Origin of the sequence: Pseudomonas sp. YQ_5 (assembly GCF_043103305.1) — a bacterium.
Lineage (GTDB): Bacteria > Pseudomonadota > Gammaproteobacteria > Pseudomonadales > Pseudomonadaceae > Aquipseudomonas > Aquipseudomonas putida_Y.
On sequence record NZ_JBICJS010000112.1, the window covers coordinates 24,452 to 44,983 of the forward strand.

Sequence of the window (20,532 nt, forward strand, 5' to 3'; positions counted from 1 at the left end):
TATCGTTGGCGCCCGATGGTCATGGAAAATCGGTAGAATGCGCATTTTTCATCGAAGTCGGAGCCAGGTTGTGCGCGAAATCGTCCTGATCAACATCACCGGTGAGGACCGTCCCGGTCTCACTGCGGCTATCACCGGCGTCCTGCTGCAGGGCGGTGTGAGTATCCTCGACATCGGCCTGGCGGTCATGCACGGCACCTTGTCGTTTGGCATCCTGGTCGACATCCCGGACAACGAAGTGGCTACCGCACTGCTGCAAAGCGTGCAGGCAAAAGCCCACGAACTGAACCTGCAGGCCCGTTACACGCCGATTTCCGAGGCGGACTACCAGCACTGGGCCGATGGGCATGGCGAAGCGCGCCACATCGTTACCCTGCTCAGCCGCAAGATCACTCCCGAGCAGCTGCAGCGGGTGAGTGCGGTGATCAGCCAGTACGGCCTGACCATCGAGCGCATGGAGCGCCTGTCGGCCCGGGTGGCACTGGATGCCGAATTCGACAAGGGCAAGGCAGCCGTCGAGATCTCCGTGCGCGGCGTGCCGAGCGATGCCCAGGCCCTGCGTGCGGACTTCTTTGCCCTGGCTGAAGAACTGAGCGTCGACATCGCCTTCCAGAAGGACGATCTGTTCCGCCGCAACCGCCGGCTGGCGGTGTTCGACATGGACTCCACGCTGATCGAGGCCGAAGTCATCGACGAGCTGGCCAAGGCGGCGGGGGTAGGGGAGCAGGTCGCGGCGATCACCGAGCGCGCCATGCGCGGTGAGCTGGACTTCCGCGCCAGCTTCAAAGAGCGCATGGCTTTGCTCAAGGGCCTGGACGTGGGGGTGCTGGACGAGATCGGGGCATCGCTACGCCTGACCGAGGGTGCCGAGAACCTGTTTGCTGAGCTCAAGCGCCTGGGATACAAGACCGCGATTCTGTCCGGTGGCTTTACCTACTTTGCCCGTCAGGTGCAGGCGCGCCTGGGTATCGACTATGTGTTCGCCAATGAGCTTGAAGTGGTCGATGGCAAGGTGACCGGCGTGGCTGTTGAGCCGATTGTCGATGCCCAGCGCAAGGCTGAATTGTTGAAGAAGCTGGCCAGTGAAGAAGGCTTGCAACTGGAGCAGACCATCGCCGTAGGTGATGGCGCCAATGACCTGCCGATGCTGTCGCTGGCCGGGTTGGGTGTGGCGTTCCGTGCCAAGCCGCTGGTGCGCCAGTCGGCCAAGCAGGCGATTTCCACCTTGGGGCTGGATGGGGTGCTGTATCTGCTGGGCCTGCGTGACCGCGACGCCCGTGGCTAGGTTGTCGTCGAATCTTCTGTGCCTGTGAAATCGAGCGCCGCCCGCGCGGCGCATCGCGAGCTACGCTCGCTCCTACGTTTGTTTCGGGCCAATCAGTCCTGAGAGATTTGCGCGCGAACGTTATGGCGCACGACGCGATATCGTGTTGCGCGAACAAGGCGGTCGCGCGCGCCTGTCACAGGCGTCACTGGCCCGAAACAAACGTAGGAGCGAGCGTAGCTCGCGATGCGCCGCGCGGGCGGCGCTCGATCTTACAGGCGCAAAATAAACCCCGACATGCACCCCAATGCAAAAACCGTAATCAAGCCTGCACAGGCGCCGCCAACTGTTGCCCCATGCGCACTGCGGAGCCAGCACCCAGGCTCTCAGCCCATTTCACCTGCTCCGGCCCGAACAGCACGATGGCGGTCGAACCCAGCTTGAAGCGGCCCAGTTCGGCACCTTTTTCCAGGTGGATCGGGCCGCGGCTGGCTTCGTCGTAACGGAAGGTCTTCAGCTCACGCTTGGGCGGCGTGACCAGCCCAGCCCATACCGTTTCGATCGAGGCGACGATCATCGCGCCGACCAGTACCACGGCCATTGGTCCACGCTCTGTATCGAACAGGCAGACCACGCGCTCGTTGCGGGCGAACAGCTCGGGGACATTCTCTGCGGTGGTCTGGTTGACCGAGAACAGACGGCCCGGCACGTAGACCATTTCGCGTAGGGTACCGGCCAGCGGCATGTGCACGCGGTGGTAGTCCTTGGGCGACAGGTAGATGGTGGCAAACTCGCCGCCCATGAACGGCGCGGCCATGGCCGGGTCACCGCCCAGCAGCTCTTGCGCACTGAATCCGTGCCCTTTGGCCTGGAAGATACGGCCGTGCTCGATCGGGCCGAGCTGGCTGACCGCACCGTCGGCCGGGCACAGGATGGCGCCTGGGGTTTCGTCCAGTGGGCGGGCGCCTGGCTTCAGGGCGCGGGTGAAGAACGCATTGAAGTGCTCGTAAGCGCTCAGGTCTTCGACCAGAGCCTCGCTCATGTTCACCTGGTAGCGCTTGGCGAACCATGCGGTGAAGGCGTTCTTGAACCAGCGCACGCGGCACTCGGCGATGCAGCCGGCCAGCCGCGACAGCAGGTGGTGCGGCAGCAGGTACTGGCTGATGATGAACAGACGGGATTTCATGGGGGTTCCTTAGACTTCTACAGGCGTGTCCGGGTGGTTGCCCCATTCGCCCCACGAGCCGGCGTAGGCCTTGACGCGTGGGTAGCCGAGGGACTTGGCCACCAGGTAAGTGAAACCGGAGCGGCGGTGGGTCTGGCAGTGGGTGATCACTTCCTTGTCGGGGGTGATGCCCAGCTTCTCCAGTACTTCAGCGATGTCCTGACGGATGCGCAGGTGGTCGTTGAAATCCATGCCGGCGGTCCACTCGAAGTTGATCGCGCCGGGGATGTGGCCGCCTTTGGCTGCCAGCACTTTTTCGCCGCTGAATTCCTGCGGGCCGCGCGCATCCCAGATGACCAGGTCATCGGCGCCCAGACGGCTTTGCAGGTACTCGCGGGTGGCGGTGGGTGCGCTGTCGATGTGCAGACGGACCGGGGCGTTGCCACTGGCAGGCACGTCGGTGGACAGCTTGTCTGCCGGCCAGGCCTGGATACCGCCATTGAGGTAGTGGTAGCGCTTGTGGCCGATGACATCGAGCAGCCAGATGAAGCGCCCGGCCCAGCCACCGCCTTCATCGTCGTACACCACATACACGGCATCGGCGCGGTGGCCGAGTTCGCTGAACAGTTTCTCCAGCTCGCCCAGGGCCGGTAGCAGGCCGGGCGCCGGGGGCTGGCCGAGCTGGGTGCGCTTGCCTTCGACAAAGTGCGCGCCGGGAATATGCCCGCTGACATAGCGGTTGGCGCTGCTCAGGTCGACCAGGATCAGTTGCGGCGAATCCAGGCGTGGCAGCAGGTCTGCAGCTTCGATCACCAGGGGCAGGCCGGAAAAGTCGGTCATCCACGGTCTCCAGTGTGGAAAGAGAGGCGATTGTAGCGCAAGGCTCAACCTTTGCGGTTGGTAAACACCGACAAGGCCCGCTCGATGCATTGCGCGGTCTTGCCGAAGGCTTGCACGCTGATATCGGCCATCGGCCGGCAGCCCTGGTCGGCCACCAGCAGCATCAGCACCTGGTCGTTCGCAGCCAGTGAGCGAAGTAGAACATGCTCGCTGCGAAACAAAGCGCGCAGCGGAGCGGGCAGCAGCGCCGAGAACTGGCTGTGGTTTTCCGGTGTGATGCGCAGTTGCCCGGCCTGACTCAGCAGCTTTTGCAGCAGCTTGTTCTGCGATACCTGCAGGGCCAAAGCCCCGGCCTCCTTGGGCAGGCCGGCAATTTGCTGCACGCGCAGGTAGTCACTGGCCTTGTCCAGGCTAAGCAGCATGATGCGTTGCATGCCGCAGGCCAGCAGGGCTTCTTGTGCCTGGGTGGCCAGGTGCACGGCGTTGGTGAACGGGCTGGGTTGGGCCAGCAGGTGCTGGCACAGCGTGCGCCAGCGTGCCAGATCGTCGCTGCTGGGCGGGGGTGGGGCCAGCATATCCGGGTGAGGCCGGCGTTGGTGCCATGGCCAGATCAAAGCCTCGGCCGGGTGGAACAGGGCATGTCGGGCATGGCGGCGGGCACTGGCGGCCGCCTGCTGGTGCACTTGCTGCTGCACGTCTTCCAGCGAGGTTTGCAGGTACAGCGCGGTCAGCAGTTGCCAGCGCAGCAGGTGCGGGTTATCCCAGCCGACCTGTGCCGCCAGGGCCAGGTTGTTGGCCAGCAGCACGGTATTGGCCGGCTGGTTGAACCAGCGTCGCAAGCCGGGCTCGGCGTCCAGGCGGTGCTGTTGGCTGAGCAGGTCTTCGTCGCGGGCAATGTTCAGCACCTTGGCCAGTTGCTCGCGCTCTTCCAGCAGCAGGCGATAACCCTGGGTGACCCACTGGGGCAGGCGCCAATACTCGGCTATGGTCTGGCACAGCGCCATGATGCGCACGCCAAACAGTTCTTCCTCGACGTGGGCGGCTTCTTCACCTTTGTGGATAACCCGCAGTTCCCAGGCGTCGAGCAGCTTGGGGTAGGCCAGTGCCAGTGGCCAGAGTGGCGACAGGAACAGCAGGCTGCCCCAGTGAATCTCTTGCCACAACCGCGCAAGGCGGCTGGCGAACAGGCCGCTGGCCTGCTGTGCCGCATGCTGGCTGATCATCTGGAACTGGCACAGTACCGGCGGAATCTCCTCCACGGGCAGTGTCGGCAAGCGTTTGAGAAGCTGCTCGCTGCGCTCCAGGCCCAGGCGGTTGAGGGCGACTTCCAGGCTTTCGGCCGGCTCGGCGAGGCTGGCATTGGTGGGGTGATTGGCTTCGCGCATCACTGACAGCACCAGCGCCGGGCTATCTTGCATCAGTTCGGCGATATCGCGCAGCGAGCGGCGGCTATCGTGGATGGCAGCCATGACCCGGTCGTAGCTGTGCTTCGGCACGGGGATGCGAACACTCTCGAGCAGCTTTACCCAGGCCTCTAGCGTACGCGGGGCCTGAGTGGGCACCTTGGTTTCAATTGGCATTTTGACATCAGTCCGAACTGGCTTTTCGCATTGAGTGGCTATAGTCTGGCGCAGTTCTGCCGATAAGTAGAAGAAGAGTTTTAAAGCTCCCGTCTCTTCCCCTGACCACGACAGCAAGTGCTTTGAACCTATGGCTAAAATTATCGGCATCATCGTCGTATTCGCGAGCGTGCTCGGCGGCTACGTACTCTCCCACGGCAAGATCGCAGCCCTTATCCAGCCGTTCGAAGTACTGATCATCGGCGGTGCGGCCTTTGGTGCATTCCTGCAGGCCAACCCTGGCCACATGACCATGCATGTCATCAAGAAGTCGATGAAGATGTTCGGCTCGCGCTTCAGCCATGCCTTCTACCTGGAGGTGTTGGGCCTTGTTTACGAAATCCTCAACAAGAGCCGTCGCGAAGGCATGATGGCCATCGAGGCCGACATCGAGGACGCCGCTGCCAGCCCGATCTTCGCCAAGTACCCGACGGTACTGGCCGATGAGCGCATGACTGCGTTCGTCTGTGACTACCTGCGCATCATGTCCACCGGCAACATGGCCCCGCACGAGCTCGAGGGCCTGTTCGACATGGAACTGCTGAGCATGAAAGAAGAGCTGGAGCACCCGTCCCATGCGGTGACCGGCATTGCCGACGGTATGCCCGGCTTCGGTATCGTTGCGGCGGTACTGGGTATCGTGGTGACCATGGCCTCGCTGGGCGATGGCGACCAGGCCGCCATCGGCATGCACGTAGGTGCGGCGCTGGTGGGTACCTTCTTCGGTATTCTGGCGGCTTACGGTTTCTTCGGTCCTTTGGCCAAGTGCCTGGAACACGATGCCAAGGAAGAGCTGAACCTCTACGAATCGATCAAGGCCTCGCTGGTCGCCTCCGCCTCGGGCATGCCACCTTCGCTTGCAGTCGAGTTCGGGCGCAAGGTGCTGTATCCCAAGCATCGCCCAAGCTTCGCCGAACTGGAACAAGCGGTTCGCGGTCGCTGAGTCATGGAGAACAATCAGCCCATCATCGTCAAGCGCGTAAAGCGCTTTGGCGGCGGCCACCATGGTGGCGCCTGGAAAATCGCCTTTGCCGACTTCGCCACCGCGATGATGGCGTTCTTCCTGGTGCTGTGGCTGTTGTCCACGGCCACGCCAGAGCAGAAGATCGCCATTGCCGGCTACTTCAAGGACCCGATCGGTTTCTCGGAAAGCGGCACGCCCTACGTCATCGACCTGGGCGGTTCGCCTGAGCTGGCGCCGGAGAAGACCATCAACCCGGAAGTGAAGGCCGAACCGACGCAGGAGTCCACCACACAGCTGAGCAAGGACCAGGTCGAGACCATGGCCGAGCAGGTGGAGCGTGAGCGTCTGGAGCTGTTGCTGCAGGAACTGCAGAACAAGGTGGAAGAGAATCCACAGTTGCAGAAGTTCAAGGATCAGATCCTGTTCGAGATCACCCAGGACGGCCTGCGCATCCAGATCATGGATGCCGAGAACCGGCCGATGTTCGATATTGGTAGCGCGCGCCTGCAGCCATACTTCGAAGATATCCTGCTGGCCATGGCCGATACCATCAAGGCGGTGCCTAACAAGATCAGCATCAGCGGCCACACCGATGCCAAGCCGTATGCTGGCACCGGTGAGTACGGTAACTGGGAGCTGTCGGCCAACCGCGCCAACGCCGCACGTCGTGCTCTGGTGGCGGGTGGTTACCCGGACAGCCAGGTGGCGCGGGTGGTGGGTTACGCCTCGTCATCGCTGTTCGACCGCAAGGACCCGTTCAACCCGGTCAATCGGCGCATCGACATCATCGTGCTGACCAAGAAAGCCCAGCGCAATATCGAGGGTGAGCAGGGTACGCCACAAGCTCCGGCCGCCGAGCCCGCTGCACCGCCAGCCGGTGACGCGGCGCCAGGGGCTTCGGCACCGGCTGCGCAGAGCGAACAGGCGCCGATGCAGCCGCGTGAACTGCGCCAGAAGCTGAACATCTTCGAAGAGGGTACGCTTAAGATGGATGACGCCAAGGAGCAGTAGGTCCTGGCGGCATCAGGGCTGACAGGGGGTTGGCGGAAAGGTTGAAGCGCCGGTGAGATCGAGCGCCGCCCGCGCGGCGCATCGCGAGCTGCGCTCGCTCCTACGTTTGTTTCGGGCCAGTAACGCCAGTGACAGGCGCGCGCGACCGCCTGCTTGTACCACGCGATATCGAGACATGCGCCAAGGCATTCGCGCACAAATCCCACAGGAATGATTGGCCCGAAACAAACGTAGGAGCGAGCGCAGCTCGCGATGCGCCGCGCGGGCGGCGCTCGATCTCACCGGCAGCGCAAATGCCACGGCGAGAGTAGCTGTTTCAGGTCAGGCTGGCGATGATCGAGCGATAGCTGTTCATGCGCTGCGGCTTGATGCGCCCCTCTTCCAGTGCCTTGAGCAGCGCGCAGCCCGGTTCGCGGTCATGCTTGCAGTCGCGGAAGCGGCAGGTGCCGAACAAGTCGCGAAACTCGATGAAGCCATCTTCCACGTCGTCGCGGCTGACATGGCCAAGGCCGAACTCGCGAATGCCCGGCGAGTCGATCAGGTCGCCGCCGTTGGGGAAGTGGTACAGCCGCGCCGTGGTGGTGGTGTGAGTACCCTGGCCAGACCATTCCGACAGGTCTCCGACACGGGTGCCGGCGTCCGGCAGCAGGCTGTTGACCAGCGACGACTTGCCTACCCCTGACTGGCCGACGAACACACTGATGTGGCCGTCAAGGAGCTGCTGCAGGCGCTGCATGCCGTCGCCCTGATGTGCCGATACTTCCAGCAGTGGGTAACCCAGCTCGCGGTAGACCTCCAGCAGCGCATGCAGGCCGGGGCCGTTCTCGTCGTTGATCAGGTCGGCCTTGTTCAGCAGCAGCAGCGGGCGCAGGCCGGCGTGCTCGGCCGCTACCAGATAGCGGTCGATCAGGTTCGGGTGTGGTTCCGGCGCCGGGGCGAACACGATCACGATCAGGTCGACGTTGGCAGCCACGGGCTTGAGCTGGCCATGGTTGTTCGGCCGGCACAATTCGGTGCTGCGTGGCATCTGTGCCACGATCACGCCAATGCCCTGGTTGCCCGCACGCCATACCACGCGGTCGCCGGTGACCAGTGCTGGCAGGTTGGCACGCAAGTGACAGCGGAACACCTGGCCCGCGGTGTCGCCGTCCTGGGCTTCCACTTCTACCTGTACGCCGAAGTGTGCGATCACCAGGCCAAGTTGCTCCGGCCCCAGGTCGCCACCCTCCAGTTCCTGCAGTGCATGCTGCTCGCGTTTGGCCGCGCGAGCGGCGCGCTCACCCTGGATTTTTTCGATCCGCCAGTTTTGGCGGCGATTGAGCTGGCGTTTGGCCATGAAGGTACCGTAAGAGAGGCCCGGCGTGGGCATTGAAAACGGCACGCAGTTTAGCACGCCAGCCGCTGGACTATTCCGCCCAGCTTTATGTCGTGAATGGGCGTGCCTTGGCCACTAGGCTAATATGATCGCCTATATGAGGAGCCCCTGCATGCAAAACCCACAGAACCTGATCTGGATCGACCTGGAAATGACCGGCCTGGATCCGGACAGCGATGTCATCATCGAAATGGCCACCATCGTCACTGACAGCGAGCTGAACACCTTGGCCGAAGGGCCGGTGATCGCCATCCACCACAGTGACGAAGTGCTGGCGCGCATGGACGAGTGGAATACCCGTACCCATGGTGCTTCGGGGCTGACCCAGCGCGTGCGCGAGAGCAAGATCAGCATGGCCGAAGCCGAGGCACAGACCATCGCCTTCCTTGAGCAGTGGGTGCCTAAAGGCAAGTCGCCGATCTGCGGCAACAGCATTTGCCAGGATCGTCGTTTCCTCTACCGTCACATGCGCAACCTGGAAAACTACTTCCACTACCGCAACCTGGATGTCTCTACGCTGAAGGAACTGGCCGCGCGCTGGGCGCCGAACGTGCGTGACAGCTTCAAGAAGGGCAATACCCACCTGGCGCTGGACGATATCCGCGAATCGATCGCCGAATTGCGTCACTATCGCGAGCACTTCATCAAGTTGTGATTCAAAACGGCGCAGATATTGTATCTGCGCCCCCTTTTGGTGCCTTGGGCAACTGGTTAGACTGCGCGCCTTTCCTGCACGGACCCGCACCATGTTGCTGATGCTCTACCTTATCGCCATTACCGCCGAAGCCATGACTGGCGCGCTGTCTGCCGGGCGTCGCGGCATGGACTGGTTTGGCGTGGTGCTGATCGCCTGCGTTACTGCGCTTGGGGGCGGCTCGGTGCGTGATGTGCTGCTCGGGCACTACCCGCTGACCTGGGTGAAGCACCCTGAGTACCTGGTGCTGACCAGTTTTGCGGCGCTGCTGACCATTTTCATTGCGCCAATGATGCGCCGCCTTCGCTCGCTGTTCCTGGTGCTCGATGCCCTGGGGCTGGTGGCATTTACCCTGATTGGCTGCATGACGGCGCTGGAGATGGGGCAGGGCATGCTGGTGGCGTCGATCAGCGGGGTGGTCACCGGGGTGTTTGGCGGGATCCTGCGGGATATCTTCTGCAACGACATCCCGCTGGTGTTCCGCCGAGAGCTGTATGCCAGCGTGTCGTTTGCGGCAGCCTGGTTTTATCTGGTTTGCGTGTATTTCAAGGTGCCGGCAGAACAGGCGATGTTGCTCACACTGTTTGGCGGCTTCCTGGTGCGCCTGTTGGCAATCCGCTTCCACTGGGAAATGCCCAAGTTCCACTACAACGACCAGCAATAGGCTGATGCAGCCCTGTAGGAGCGGGTTTACCCGCGATAGGGCCGGGCCTGTCGGCCAATTTCTACCAGGCGTTCAATTTTGCCACTGCCACAGCATTCGCGGGTGAACCCGCTCCTACAAAGATTGTGTGGCTAGGAAATGTCGTGTCGGGCCAGCGCCCATTCCACATGCTCGCGCACCAGATCCGATTCATCGTCACGCCGGGCCTTCAGCGCCTCGATCACCGGAATCGTCGACGGCGCATTGCCCAACCCTACCGCCAGGTTGCGCAAAAAACGCTCGTACCCCGCCCGCCGCAAAGGCCCGCCCTCGGTCTTGCGCAGGAAGGTGCGTTCATCCCACAGGAACATCGCCGCCAGGTCGGTATTTTCCAGCCCATGCCGTGGCTGGAAATCCTGCTCCTGGCTGTGCTTGGCAAAGCGGTTCCACGGGCAGACGATCTGACAGTCGTCGCAACCGAATACCCGGTTGCCCATCTTTGCGCGTAACTCGACAGGGATCGCGCCCCTCAGCTCGATGGTCAGGTACGAGATGCAGCGTCGCGCATCCAGCACATAAGGGCCGACAAACGCCTGTGTCGGGCAGATGTCCAGACAGGCCTGGCAACGCCCGCAGTGTTCGCTGGTGGTGGCTTCGTCCACCGGCAGCGGCAGGTCGACGAACAGCTCGGCAAGGAAGAAATAGCTACCCGCCTTGCGGTTGAGCAACAGCGTGTTCTTGCCGATCCAGCCCAGCCCGGCCTGTTCGGCCAGGGCTTTTTCCAGTACCGGGGCGCTGTCCACGAAGGCACGGTAGCCGAACGGGCCGATGGCTTCCTGGATGCGGTCGGCGAGGAACTGCACGCGCTTGCGCACCAGCTTGTGGTAGTCCCGGCCAAGCGCGTAGCGTGACACGTAGGCCTTCTCGGGCTGGGCCAGGCGCTGCGCCATCTGCGTGTCGCCGGGCAGGTAGTCCATACGTAGCGAGACCACGCGTACCGTGCCGGGGATCAGTTGGTCGGGGTGTGACCTTTTGCTGCCGTGGGCGCCCAGGTATTCCATTTCACCCTGATAGCCGGCGTCGAGCCAACGCTGCAGGTGGTGTTCGTGTTCGCCAAGGTCGACCCCGGCGATGCCAACATGGGCAAAACCGAGTTCCTGGCCCCACATCTTGATCGATTGGGCCAGTTGGGCGAGGTCAGGTGTGGAGGCGGACATGGATGGGCAAGGCAATACGGGCTCAGGTGCGTATAATTCTGCCAGACATTGGAGCCTTTGACCCCATGCCACAGACCAAACACCCCAGTAATGCCCCTCAATTGCTCAGCAGCGTGACAGTTGCCCGCCTGCCGGCACGGCATGCGCACGCCCACAAAGGCGACTTTGGCCATGTACTGGTGGTCGGTGGCGACCTTGGTACCGGTGGCGCTGTATTGCTCAGCGCCGAAGCCGCCCTGCGTTGCGGCGCCGGGCTGGTCAGCGTGGCAACCCGGCCCGAGCACGTGTCGGCCAGCCTGGCGCGCCTGCCCGAAGTCATGTGCCTGGGTGTCCGTTCGGCCAACCAGCTGATGGGCGTGCTGGAGCGCGCCTCGGTACTGGTGGTCGGGCCCGGCCTGGGGCAGGCGGCGTGGGGCTGCAGCCTGTTGTCGGCGGTGGCCAACGCCCAGCGGCCGCAAGTGTGGGATGCCGATGCCTTGAATTTGCTGGCGCGCACCCCGCTGGCCCTGCCCAGTGGCAGCATACTTACCCCGCACCCGGGGGAGGCGGCGCGGCTGCTGGGTATTTCCACCGAGGCGGTGCAGGCCGACCGCCCTGGCGCTGCGCGCAAGCTGGCGCGCCGTTATAACAGCGTCTGTGTACTCAAAGGTGCCGGCACACTGGTGGCAGCCCCAAGCGGCCAGCTGGCGGTGTGCGAGCGTGGGCACCCGGCGATGGCCGGCGCCGGTCTGGGCGATGTGCTGACTGGCGTGCTGGCGGCACTGGTGGCCCAAGGCCTGGATGCCTGGGGCGCGGGTTGTCTGGGGGTGTGGTTGCACGCCTGTGCCGGCGAGCGCCTTGGGATAAAAGGTAGAGGCCTGGCGGCCAGTGATCTGGCGCCGGTCATTCGTGAGTTGTTGGAGGAGCATTCTGCGTGTCTGGCTTAAATCTGTTTCTGGCCGATGAAGAGGCCACGGTCAAATTCGGTGCAGCACTGGCCGAGGTGACCGGTGGTCGCGGCGTGATTTTCCTTGAAGGCGACCTGGGTGCGGGTAAAACTACCCTGTCGCGTGGCCTGATCCGCGGTCTGGGCCATACTGGTGCTGTGAAAAGCCCGACATTCACCGTGGTCGAACCCTATGAAATCGGCGAGGTCCGAGCCTTTCACTTCGACCTGTATCGCCTGGTCGACCCGGAGGAGCTTGAGTTCATGGGCATTCGTGACTATTTCGAAGGCGACCCGCTGTGCTTGTTCGAATGGCCACAAAAGGGTGCGGGCGTTTTGCCAAAGCCTGACCTGACCATTACCATAAGCCCCCAAGCGAGTGGACGCTCGCTGAACCTTTCGCCGCAGGGGGCTCGCGGCGAGGCCTGGTGCGTGGCACTGGCCGAACACTATAAACAGTAAGTGGGGTAGGTATGCGCATACGCGCACTGGTCGCCATCGTTGGGCTGCTGCTGACAACGGTGACCGTTGACGCTCTGGCCGTCACTCAAGTCAAGAGCATGCGCCTGTGGCGCGCACCGGACAACACGCGGCTGGTTTTCGACCTGTCTGGCCCTGTGCAGCACAGTGTCTTCACCCTGAGCGCACCCGATCGCCTGGTCATCGACATCAATGGCGCAACACTGGCCGCGCCACTGAATGTGGCTACCTCCAACACGCCGATAAGCAATGTGCGTTCGGCCCAGCGTACGCCAACCGACCTTCGGGTTGTGATCGACCTGAAAAAGTCGGTAACCCCGAAAAGCTTCACCTTGGCGCCCAATGCACAGTACGGCAACCGCTTGGTGGTCGATCTGTATGACCAGGAAGCTGACGCTATCGCGGCCAGCGCGCCACCGCCAGCACGGGCACCTGTGCAAACGCCTGCGACCACGCCGGCGGTGCCAGTGACGCCGGCCCGGCCGGCGATCAAGCTGCCACCGGTACCTAGTGGCAAGCGTGACATCGTGGTTGCCATCGATGCCGGGCATGGCGGCGAAGACCCTGGCGCTTCTGGCTCGCGTGGCCAGCACGAGAAAGACATCGTGTTGCAAATCGCCAAAGAACTGCAGCGTCAGATCAACAGCGAAAAAGGTTTCCGTGCTGAGCTGACCCGCACCGGCGATTACTTCATCCCGCTGCGCAAGCGTACGGAAATCGCCCGCAAGAAAGGCGCCGACCTGTTCATTTCGATTCACGCCGATGCGGCCCCGTCGCGCGCAGCCTTTGGCGCCTCGGTGTTCGCCCTGTCCGATCGTGGCGCCACCTCCGAGACTGCGCGCTGGCTGGCCGACACGGAAAACCGCTCCGACCTGATCGGTGGTGCGGGTAATGTCAGCCTCGACGACAAGGACCGCATGCTCGCTGGTGTGCTGCTTGATCTGTCGATGACAGCTACGCTCAGTTCCAGCCTCAACGTGGGGCAAAAGGTATTGGGCAACATGGGGCGCGTCACCTCGTTGCACAAGCAGCGCGTTGAACAGGCCGGTTTCATGGTGCTTAAGTCGCCAGACATCCCGTCGATCCTCGTTGAAACCGGGTTCATCTCGAACAACAACGAAGCCGCCAAGCTGGCCTCATCCAGCCACCAGCAGGCTCTGGCCAGGTCGATCCGCACCGGGGTGCACCAGTACTTCCAGCAGAACCCGCCACCTGGCACCTATATCGCCTGGCTGCGTGACACCGGCAAGATTGCCGCCGGTCCGCGTGAACACACCGTGCGCCCTGGCGAAACCCTGGCGATGCTCGCCGTGCGTTACCAGGTCAGTGTGGCCAGCCTGCGCAGCACCAACAAGCTGAAGACCGATGAGCTGAAGGTTGGTCAGCGCCTCGACGTGCCCGCCACAACCTTGGCCGCGCAATAATGAGTGGCGGTTCGCGAATTCAGCTGCTCAGCCCGCGGCTGGCCAACCAGATTGCTGCCGGCGAGGTTGTGGAGCGCCCGGCATCTGTAGCCAAGGAGCTGCTGGAAAACAGCCTGGACTCCGGTGCCCGGCGCATCGATGTGGAAGTAGAGCAGGGCGGCGTCAAACTGCTGAAGGTGCGGGACGATGGCAGCGGCATTTCTGCCGACGACCTGCCGCTGGCCCTGGCCCGCCACGCCACCAGCAAGATCCGCGAGCTGGAAGACCTTGAAGGGGTATTGAGCCTGGGTTTCCGTGGCGAGGCTTTGGCCTCGATCAGTTCGGTGGCGCGCCTGACCCTGACCTCGCGTACCGCCAGTGCCAGCGAGGCCTGGCAAGTAGAAACCGAAGGTCGCGACATGACGCCGCGGGTGCAGCCGGCGGCGCACCCGGTCGGTACTTCGGTGGAAGTGCGCGATTTGTTCTTCAATACCCCGGCCCGGCGCAAGTTCCTCAAGGCCGAGAAAACCGAATTCGATCACTTGCAGGAAGTGATCCGCCGGCTGGCGCTGGCCCGTTTCGATGTCGCCTTCCACCTGCGCCACAACGGCAAGAGCATCCTTAGCCTGCACGAGGCCCACGACGAAGTCGCCCGTGCGCGGAGGGTGGGTGCCATCTGTGGCCCTGGCTTCATGGAGCAGGCGCTGCCGATCGACGTGGAGCGCAACGGCCTGCGCCTTTGGGGCTGGGTCGGTTTGCCGACGTTCTCGCGCAGCCAGGCTGACCTGCAGTACTTCTTCGTCAATGGCCGGGCAGTGCGCGACAAACTGGTCGCCCATGCTGTGCGTCAGGCTTACCGGGACGTGCTGTTCAACGGCCGCCACCCTACGTTCGTGCTGTTCCTGGAGCTGGAGCCCAACGGCGTCGATGTGAACGTGCACCCTACCAAGCATGAAGTGCGATTCCGTGAAGGGCGCTCGGTGCACGACTTCCTGTACGGCACCTTGCACCGTGCCTTGGCCGACGTGCGCCCGGAAGACCAGCTGGCCGCACCTGCGGCGGTGCCTGAGCTGGTTCGCCCCACTGGCCAGCAGGCCGGTGAGTTCGGGCCCCAGGGTGAAATGCGCCTGGCCTCGCCGGTGCTAGAACAGCCTCGAGCCCCGCAGCAGTCGTTTTCCAATGGTGGCAGTGGCGCCGGTTACCAGTATCAATACACCCCACGTCCCTCGCAGCCGCTGCCGGCCGCAGAGGCACAGGCGGTGTATCGCGAGTTCTACAAGCCACTGGAAACCGGTGCAGCGCCTGCGACGGCCCTGCCCGAAAGCCAGGGCGACATTCCCCCGCTAGGCTACGCACTGGCGCAGCTCAAGGGCATCTACATCCTGGCCGAGAATGCTGTTGGCCTGGTGCTGGTGGATATGCACGCCGCCCACGAGCGGATAATGTACGAGCGCCTCAAAGTGGCCATGGCCAGCGAGGGCCTGAGCGGCCAGCCGCTACTGGTGCCGGAAACCCTCGCCCTTAGCCAGCGTGAAGCCGACTGTGCCGAAGAGCATGCCCAGTGGTTCCAGCGCCTGGGCTTCGAATTGCAGCGCCTGGGCCCCGAGACCTTGGCGATTCGCCAGATCCCGGCCTTGCTCAAGCAAGCCGAAGCCAATCGCCTGGTGCAGGACGTGCTTGCCGACCTTATGGAGTACGGCACCAGTGATCGCATTCAGGCGCACCTCAACGAACTGCTCGGTACCATGGCCTGCCACGGTGCCGTGCGCGCCAACCGGCGCCTGGCAATTCCCGAGATGAACGCCCTGCTGCGCGATATGGAAAACACCGAGCGCAGCGGCCAGTGCAACCATGGCCGTCCTACCTGGACCCAGATGGGCCTGGACGATCTGGACAAACTTTTCCTGCGCGGTCGATGAAATGAGCGGCAAGCCCCCTGCAATATTCCTGATGGGCCCGACGGCGGCCGGCAAGACCGACCTTGCCATCGAACTGACCACAGTGCTGCCGTGTGAACTGATCAGCGTCGATTCGGCACTTGTCTACCGTGGCATGGATATCGGTTCGGCCAAACCGTCGAAAGAAATCCTCGCCGCCCACCCGCACCGGCTGATCGACATTCGCGACCCGGCCGAGAGCTATTCGGCCGCGCAGTTCCGTACCGACGCCCTGGAGGCCATGGCCGAGATCACCGCGCGCGGCAAGATCCCGCTGCTGGTCGGTGGCACCATGCTCTATTACAAGGCGTTGATCGATGGCTTGGCCGACATGCCAGCGGCCGATGCGGCGGTGCGCGCCAAGCTGGAGGCACAGGCTGAAGCCCTGGGCCTGGCCGAGCTGCACCGCCAGTTGGCCGAGGTTGACCCAGAGTCAGCGGCACGTATTCACCCCAATGACCCGCAGCGGCTGATCCGGGCGTTGGAGGTGTACCGGGTGAGCGGTGAGAGCATGACAGTTCATCGCCGGCGTCAATTCGCGGAAAGTCGCGGCGCAGACGCAGGCGCTGGCGGACAATTGCCCTATACTGTCGCCAGTTTGGCGATTGCTCCTACAGATCGTCACATTTTGCATCAGCGAATTGCGTTACGATTTTCGCAGATGCTGGAACAGGGCTTCGTTGACGAGGTCCGATCGCTGCGAGCCAGAAGTGACTTGCACGCCGGGCTGCCGTCTATACGGGCAGTGGGTTATCGGCAAGTCTGGGATTACCTGGATGGCAAGCTGACTGAGAATGAGATGCGTGAACGCGGTATCATTGCTACCCGGCAGCTGGCCAAGCGGCAGTTCACCTGGTTGCGTGGCTGGCCTGAAGTGCACTGGCTTGACAGCCTGGCCTGCGACAATCTGTCCCGCACCTTGAAATACCTTGGGGCCATCTCCATATTGAGCTGAGTCCCTGCTGATTGCCGTCTATTCTTGCGAAGGGGCGGCCTAATTTATCGATTTTATTGAATTTCTATTATTTATCCTTACAGGAGTGCGGCATATGTCAAAAGGGCATTCGCTACAAGACCCTTACTTGAACACCTTGAGAAAAGAAAAGGTCCCGGTATCCATTTACCTGGTCAACGGTATCAAACTGCAGGGCTCGATCGAATCGTTCGACCAGTTCGTGGTATTGCTGAAGAACACCGTCAGCCAGATGGTCTACAAGCACGCCATCTCGACCGTAGTTCCGGCCCGTCCGGTCCGCCTGCCAAGCCCGTCCGACAGCGAGCACGGCGACAGCGAGCCAGGCAACGCCTGATAGGAGCCTGCATTGTTCTTTGAGCGCCACGGCGGTGGTGAGCGGGCATTGCTCGTTCACTTGGAAGGTCAGAACCCTGAGGCGCGAGAAGACCCGCAGGAGTTTCAGGAGTTGGCATTGTCGGCCGGGGCCGACATCGTCTCGCTGGTCACGGTGACAAGGCATCAGCCTTCCGCCAAATACCTGATTGGCAGTGGCAAGGTCGAAGAGTTACACGACCTGGTCCATGCCGAACAGGTAGATCTGGTGATTTTCAATCACACCCTCACGCCCAGTCAGGAGCGCAACCTCGAACGTGTGTTCGAGTGTCGTGTGCTGGACCGAACCGGGCTGATCCTCGATATCTTCGCCCAACGGGCGCGTACCCATGAAGGCAAGCTGCAGGTCGAACTGGCCCAGCTGGAGCACATGAGCACGCGGCTGGTGCGCGGCTGGACTCACCTTGAGCGACAAAAAGGTGGTATCGGCCTGCGCGGTCCGGGTGAAACCCAGCTGGAAACCGACCGCCGGCTGTTGCGGGTGCGTATACGCCAGATCAAGTCACGCCTGGAGAAAGTGCGCAGTCAGCGCGAGCAGGCGCGGCGCGGGCGCAAGCGCGCGGATATCCCATCGGTGTCGCTGGTGGGTTATACCAATGCCGGCAAGTCCACGCTGTTCAACGCCCTGACCGAGTCTGAGGTGTATGCCGCGGACCAGCTGTTCGCCACACTCGACCCGACCCTGCGCCGGCTCGAGCTCAACGACCTGGGGCCGATTGTGCTGGCCGACACCGTAGGCTTCATTCGTCACCTGCCGCACAAGCTGGTCGAGGCATTTCGGGCTACGCTCGAAGAGTCGAGCAACTCCGACCTGTTGCTGCATGTGATCGACGCCCATGAGCCAGAGCGCATGGAGCAGATCGAGCAGGTGCTGGCGGTGTTGGGCGAGATTGGTGCCGAGGGGTTGCCGATCCTCGAGGTGTACAACAAACTCGACTTGCTCGAAGATGTCGAGCCACAGATCCAGCGCAATGCCGATGGCAAGCCGGAACGGGTCTGGGTATCGGCACGCGATGGGCGTGGTCTGGAGCTGGTTGGCCAGGCGGTTGCCGAGTTGCTGGGGGATGATCTGTTTGTCGGTACCCTGTGTCTGGAGCAGCGTTTTGCCCGCTTGCGCGCGCAATTCTTTGCCCTGGGTGCCGTGCAGAGTGAAGAGCATGATGAAGAAGGGCGCAGCCTGCTGAGCGTGCGACTGCCCATGGTCGAACTGAATCGCCTGGTCAGCCGCGAAGGCATGGAGCCGCAAGTGTTTGTCGAGCAACACACTTTGCAATAAATGCTCGTCGAGGTCGCCGGGCAGCAGTGACAGGCATTCTGTAGCATTGGACGGCGCGCCGTGGGCGCGTCTTTGCTTTATCAGATGGAGAGCGCTATGGCTTGGAACGAGCCGGGTGGCAACTCGAACAATCAGGATCCCTGGGGCGGCCGCCGTGGTGGCGGTGGCGGCGGTGGTGACAAGAAAGGTCCACCGGATCTGGACGAGGCCTTCCGCAAACTGCAGGACAGCCTGAATGGCATGTTCGGCGGCAGCAAGAAACGTGGCGGCGGTGACCGCAATGTCGGCAAGGGCGGTGGCCTGGGCCTGCTTGGCATCGGCCTGGCGGTGCTGGCTGCAATCTGGCTGTACAACGCCGTGTATGTGGTCGACGAGCAGGAGCAGGCGGTTGTGCTGCGCTTCGGCAAGTACTATGAGACGGTCGGTCCCGGCCTGAACATCTACTTCCCGCCGATTGATCGCAAGTACATGGAAAACGTCACGCGTGAGCGTGCCTACACCAAGCAGGGCCAGATGCTGACCGAAGACGAGAACATCGTCGAGGTGCCGCTGACCGTCCAGTACAAGATCAGCAACCTGCAGGACTTCGTGCTCAACGTCGACCAGCCTGAGGTGAGCTTGCAGCACGCGACCGAGAGTGCTCTGCGCCACGTGGTTGGCTCCACTTCGATGGACCAGGTGTTGACCGAGGGTCGTGAGCAGATGGCCGTGGATATCCGCGAACGCCTGCAGCGCTTCCTCGACAACTACCGTACCGGTATCACCGTTACCCAGGTCAACGTACAAAGCGCGGCAGCCCCGCGTGAAGTGCAGGAAGCCTTCGACGACGTGATCCGGGCCCGCGAAGACGAGCAGCGTGCCCGCAACCAGGCCGAGTCCTATGCCAATGGCGTGGTGCCGGAAGCCCGTGGTCAGGCCCAGCGCATCATCGAGGACGCCAATGGTTACCGCGACGAAGTCATCGCTCGCGCCAAGGGTGAGGCAGACCGCTTCACCAAGCTGCTTGTCGAGTACCGCAAGGCACCTGACGTAACCCGTGAGCGTCTGTATCTGGAGACCATGCAAGAGGTCTACAGCAACTCGAGCAAGGTCATGGTGGCAACCAAGGACGGGCAGAGCAACCTGCTCTACCTGCCGCTGGACAAGATGGTCGAAGGCAGCCGCAGGCCGTCCGTGCCAACCACCAGCGTGTCGCCATCGGCCAACGATGCGGCCGCCCGTGCCGCGCAGGACATGCAACAGCAACAGCAGCCGCTGCGTACTAGGGAGAGCCGCTGATGAGCAATAGATCGCTGATCGCCCTGATCGCCGCCGTGGTCCTGGCCATCGTGGCCTGGAACAGCTTCTACATCGTGTCCCAGACCGAGCGTGCGGTACTGCTGCGCTTCGGTAAGGTGGTCGAGGCGGATGTTCAGCCAGGCCTGCACGTGAAGATTCCGTACGTGAACCAGGTGCGCAGGTTCGACGCCCGACTGATGACCCTCGATGCTCCTACCCAGCGGTTCCTGACCCTGGAAAAGAAAGCGGTGATGGTCGACGCCTACGCCAAGTGGCGCGTCAAGGACGCTGAACGCTTCTACACCGCCACGTCCGGCATGAAGCAGATCGCCGACGAGCGTCTGTCGCGCCGTCTGGAAAGTGGCCTGCGCGACCAGTTCGGTAAACGTACCCTGCACGAAGTGGTTTCCGGTGAGCGTGACGCGCTGATGGCTGACATCACTGCATCGCTGAACCGCATGGCGAGCAAGGAGCTGGGCATTGAGGTGGTCGACGTGCGCGTCAAGGCCATCGACCTGCCGAAGGAAGTCAACCGCAGCGTGTTCGACCGTATGAGCACCGAGCGTGAGCGTGAAGCCCGCGAGCACCGTGCCAAGGGTAACGAGCTGGCTGAAGGTATCCGTGCCGATGCCGACCGTCAGCGCCGTGTGCTGCTGGCCGAGGCTTATCGCGAAGCAGAAGAAACCCGTGGTGATGGCGACGCCCAGGCGGCCGCTATCTATGCCAAGGCCTACAGCCAGGACGCTGATTTCTATGCGTTCCACCGTAGCCTGCAGGCATACCGCGAGAGCTTCTCGAGCAAGAGCGACGTGATGGTCCTGGACCCGAAGAACGAGTTCTTCCGTTACCTGGACAAGAGCAGGCCTTGATGCTCAGGCCCTGATTTTCATGCAGCGGCGTCCCGCCTGGCAGCTAATGCACCAGGCGGGGTGCATCCTGAATGAAAAGGGGTGTATGATGAGGCAGCCGGGAAATTTCCCGGCTTTTTTGCGTCTGCAAGGTTGATTGGCACAGCGCCAGTCGACAGTTTGGTCAGCTCGCAAGGCAATTTGAGGGTGTCGGGTACGGTGGCTGCGCTGGGATCAGTGCTGCC

Annotated in this window: 19 protein-coding genes; 14 read left to right on the plus strand and 5 right to left on the minus strand. The window is 62.6% G+C overall.

What is annotated here, in order from left to right; translation table 11 throughout:
• Positions 1–70: 70 nt before the first annotated feature.
• Positions 71–1,285, plus strand: coding sequence for a phosphoserine phosphatase SerB (gene serB, locus ACF8EA_RS24585; protein ID WP_392523566.1), 1,215 nt, complete (start codon positions 71–73; stop codon positions 1,283–1,285).
• Between the two features lie 301 nt (positions 1,286–1,586).
• On the opposite strand, the gene asd is transcribed toward serB, so the two are convergent.
• From asd to ACF8EA_RS24600, 3 genes are read right to left on the minus strand one after another with little or no spacing between them, the layout of a single operon-like run.
• The gene (gene asd, locus ACF8EA_RS24590) at positions 1,587–2,450 is read right to left on the minus strand and encodes an archaetidylserine decarboxylase (protein ID WP_101196350.1); all 864 of its coding nucleotides are present in this window, start codon (positions 2,448–2,450) and stop codon (positions 1,587–1,589) included.
• A 9-nt stretch (positions 2,451–2,459) separates the two neighbouring features.
• A complete protein-coding gene (locus ACF8EA_RS24595) occupies positions 2,460–3,269 on the minus strand; it encodes a rhodanese-like domain-containing protein (RefSeq protein WP_021783867.1) in 810 nt (269 codons plus the stop codon).
• Positions 3,270–3,313: 44 nt separating this feature from the next.
• Positions 3,314–4,849 (minus strand): HDOD domain-containing protein, encoded by a 1,536-nt coding sequence (locus tag ACF8EA_RS24600; protein WP_392523567.1) that lies wholly within the window; start codon positions 4,847–4,849, stop codon positions 3,314–3,316.
• 130 nt (positions 4,850–4,979) lie between these two features.
• Here ACF8EA_RS24600 and motA point away from each other — a divergent pair, with 130 nt between their 5' ends.
• Both motA and motB read left to right on the plus strand, forming a co-directional pair.
• Positions 4,980–5,831, plus strand: coding sequence for a flagellar motor stator protein MotA (gene motA, locus ACF8EA_RS24605; RefSeq protein WP_003249507.1), 852 nt, complete (start codon positions 4,980–4,982; stop codon positions 5,829–5,831).
• A 3-nt stretch (positions 5,832–5,834) separates the two neighbouring features.
• Positions 5,835–6,863 (plus strand): flagellar motor protein MotB, encoded by a 1,029-nt coding sequence (gene motB / locus ACF8EA_RS24610; protein ID WP_021783869.1) that lies wholly within the window; start codon positions 5,835–5,837, stop codon positions 6,861–6,863.
• A gap of 316 nt (positions 6,864–7,179) precedes the next feature.
• Here the strand turns inward: motB and rsgA are convergent, their stop codons facing one another.
• On the minus strand, positions 7,180–8,199 hold the full coding sequence (gene rsgA / locus ACF8EA_RS24615) for a small ribosomal subunit biogenesis GTPase RsgA (RefSeq protein WP_031322455.1): 1,020 nt from the start codon (positions 8,197–8,199) through the stop codon (positions 7,180–7,182).
• 151 nt (positions 8,200–8,350) lie between these two features.
• Between rsgA and orn the strand changes: the two genes are divergently transcribed.
• Both orn and ACF8EA_RS24625 read left to right on the plus strand, forming a co-directional pair.
• Entirely contained in the window at positions 8,351–8,893 is a 543-nt protein-coding gene (gene orn / locus ACF8EA_RS24620) for an oligoribonuclease (RefSeq protein WP_021783870.1), read from the plus strand.
• A gap of 91 nt (positions 8,894–8,984) precedes the next feature.
• Positions 8,985–9,596 (plus strand): trimeric intracellular cation channel family protein, encoded by a 612-nt coding sequence (locus ACF8EA_RS24625; protein ID WP_392523568.1) that lies wholly within the window; start codon positions 8,985–8,987, stop codon positions 9,594–9,596.
• Positions 9,597–9,727: 131 nt separating this feature from the next.
• On the opposite strand, the gene queG is transcribed toward ACF8EA_RS24625, so the two are convergent.
• Positions 9,728–10,792 carry a tRNA epoxyqueuosine(34) reductase QueG gene (gene queG / locus ACF8EA_RS24630; RefSeq protein ID WP_392523570.1) on the minus strand — a complete coding sequence of 355 codons (1,065 nt, stop codon included), beginning with the start codon at positions 10,790–10,792 and terminating at the stop codon, positions 9,728–9,730.
• A gap of 65 nt (positions 10,793–10,857) precedes the next feature.
• On the opposite strand from queG, the gene ACF8EA_RS24635 reads away from it, so the two are divergent.
• The 9 genes from ACF8EA_RS24635 (at position 10,858) to hflC (ending at position 20,308) form a co-directional block, all read left to right on the plus strand.
• Entirely contained in the window at positions 10,858–11,718 is an 861-nt protein-coding gene (locus tag ACF8EA_RS24635; RefSeq protein ID WP_028698113.1) for an NAD(P)H-hydrate dehydratase, read from the plus strand.
• On the plus strand, positions 11,706–12,179 hold the full coding sequence (tsaE, locus tag ACF8EA_RS24640; protein WP_003249523.1) for a tRNA (adenosine(37)-N6)-threonylcarbamoyltransferase complex ATPase subunit type 1 TsaE: 474 nt from the start codon (positions 11,706–11,708) through the stop codon (positions 12,177–12,179). The genes ACF8EA_RS24635 and tsaE overlap by 13 nt, the downstream gene beginning before the upstream one ends.
• Positions 12,180–12,190: 11 nt before the next feature.
• Positions 12,191–13,621, plus strand: a complete 1,431-nt coding sequence (locus ACF8EA_RS24645; protein WP_392523571.1) for an N-acetylmuramoyl-L-alanine amidase — start codon at positions 12,191–12,193, stop codon at positions 13,619–13,621.
• Positions 13,621–15,519, plus strand: coding sequence for a DNA mismatch repair endonuclease MutL (gene mutL, locus ACF8EA_RS24650; RefSeq protein WP_021783875.1), 1,899 nt, complete (start codon positions 13,621–13,623; stop codon positions 15,517–15,519). Before ACF8EA_RS24645 ends, mutL begins: the two co-directional genes overlap by 1 nt.
• A gap of 1 nt (position 15,520) precedes the next feature.
• Entirely contained in the window at positions 15,521–16,492 is a 972-nt protein-coding gene (gene miaA, locus ACF8EA_RS24655; protein WP_392523573.1) for a tRNA (adenosine(37)-N6)-dimethylallyltransferase MiaA, read from the plus strand.
• A 94-nt stretch (positions 16,493–16,586) separates the two neighbouring features.
• On the plus strand, positions 16,587–16,847 hold the full coding sequence (gene hfq / locus ACF8EA_RS24660) for an RNA chaperone Hfq (RefSeq protein WP_003258160.1): 261 nt from the start codon (positions 16,587–16,589) through the stop codon (positions 16,845–16,847).
• A 12-nt stretch (positions 16,848–16,859) separates the two neighbouring features.
• Positions 16,860–18,161, plus strand: a complete 1,302-nt coding sequence (gene hflX / locus ACF8EA_RS24665; protein ID WP_012274456.1) for a ribosome rescue GTPase HflX — start codon at positions 16,860–16,862, stop codon at positions 18,159–18,161.
• Between the two features lie 96 nt (positions 18,162–18,257).
• Positions 18,258–19,439, plus strand: a complete 1,182-nt coding sequence (hflK, locus tag ACF8EA_RS24670; RefSeq protein ID WP_392523575.1) for an FtsH protease activity modulator HflK — start codon at positions 18,258–18,260, stop codon at positions 19,437–19,439.
• The gene (gene hflC / locus ACF8EA_RS24675) at positions 19,439–20,308 is read left to right on the plus strand and encodes a protease modulator HflC (protein ID WP_014592592.1); all 870 of its coding nucleotides are present in this window, start codon (positions 19,439–19,441) and stop codon (positions 20,306–20,308) included. Before hflK ends, hflC begins: the two co-directional genes overlap by 1 nt.
• Positions 20,309–20,532: the final 224 nt, after the last annotated feature.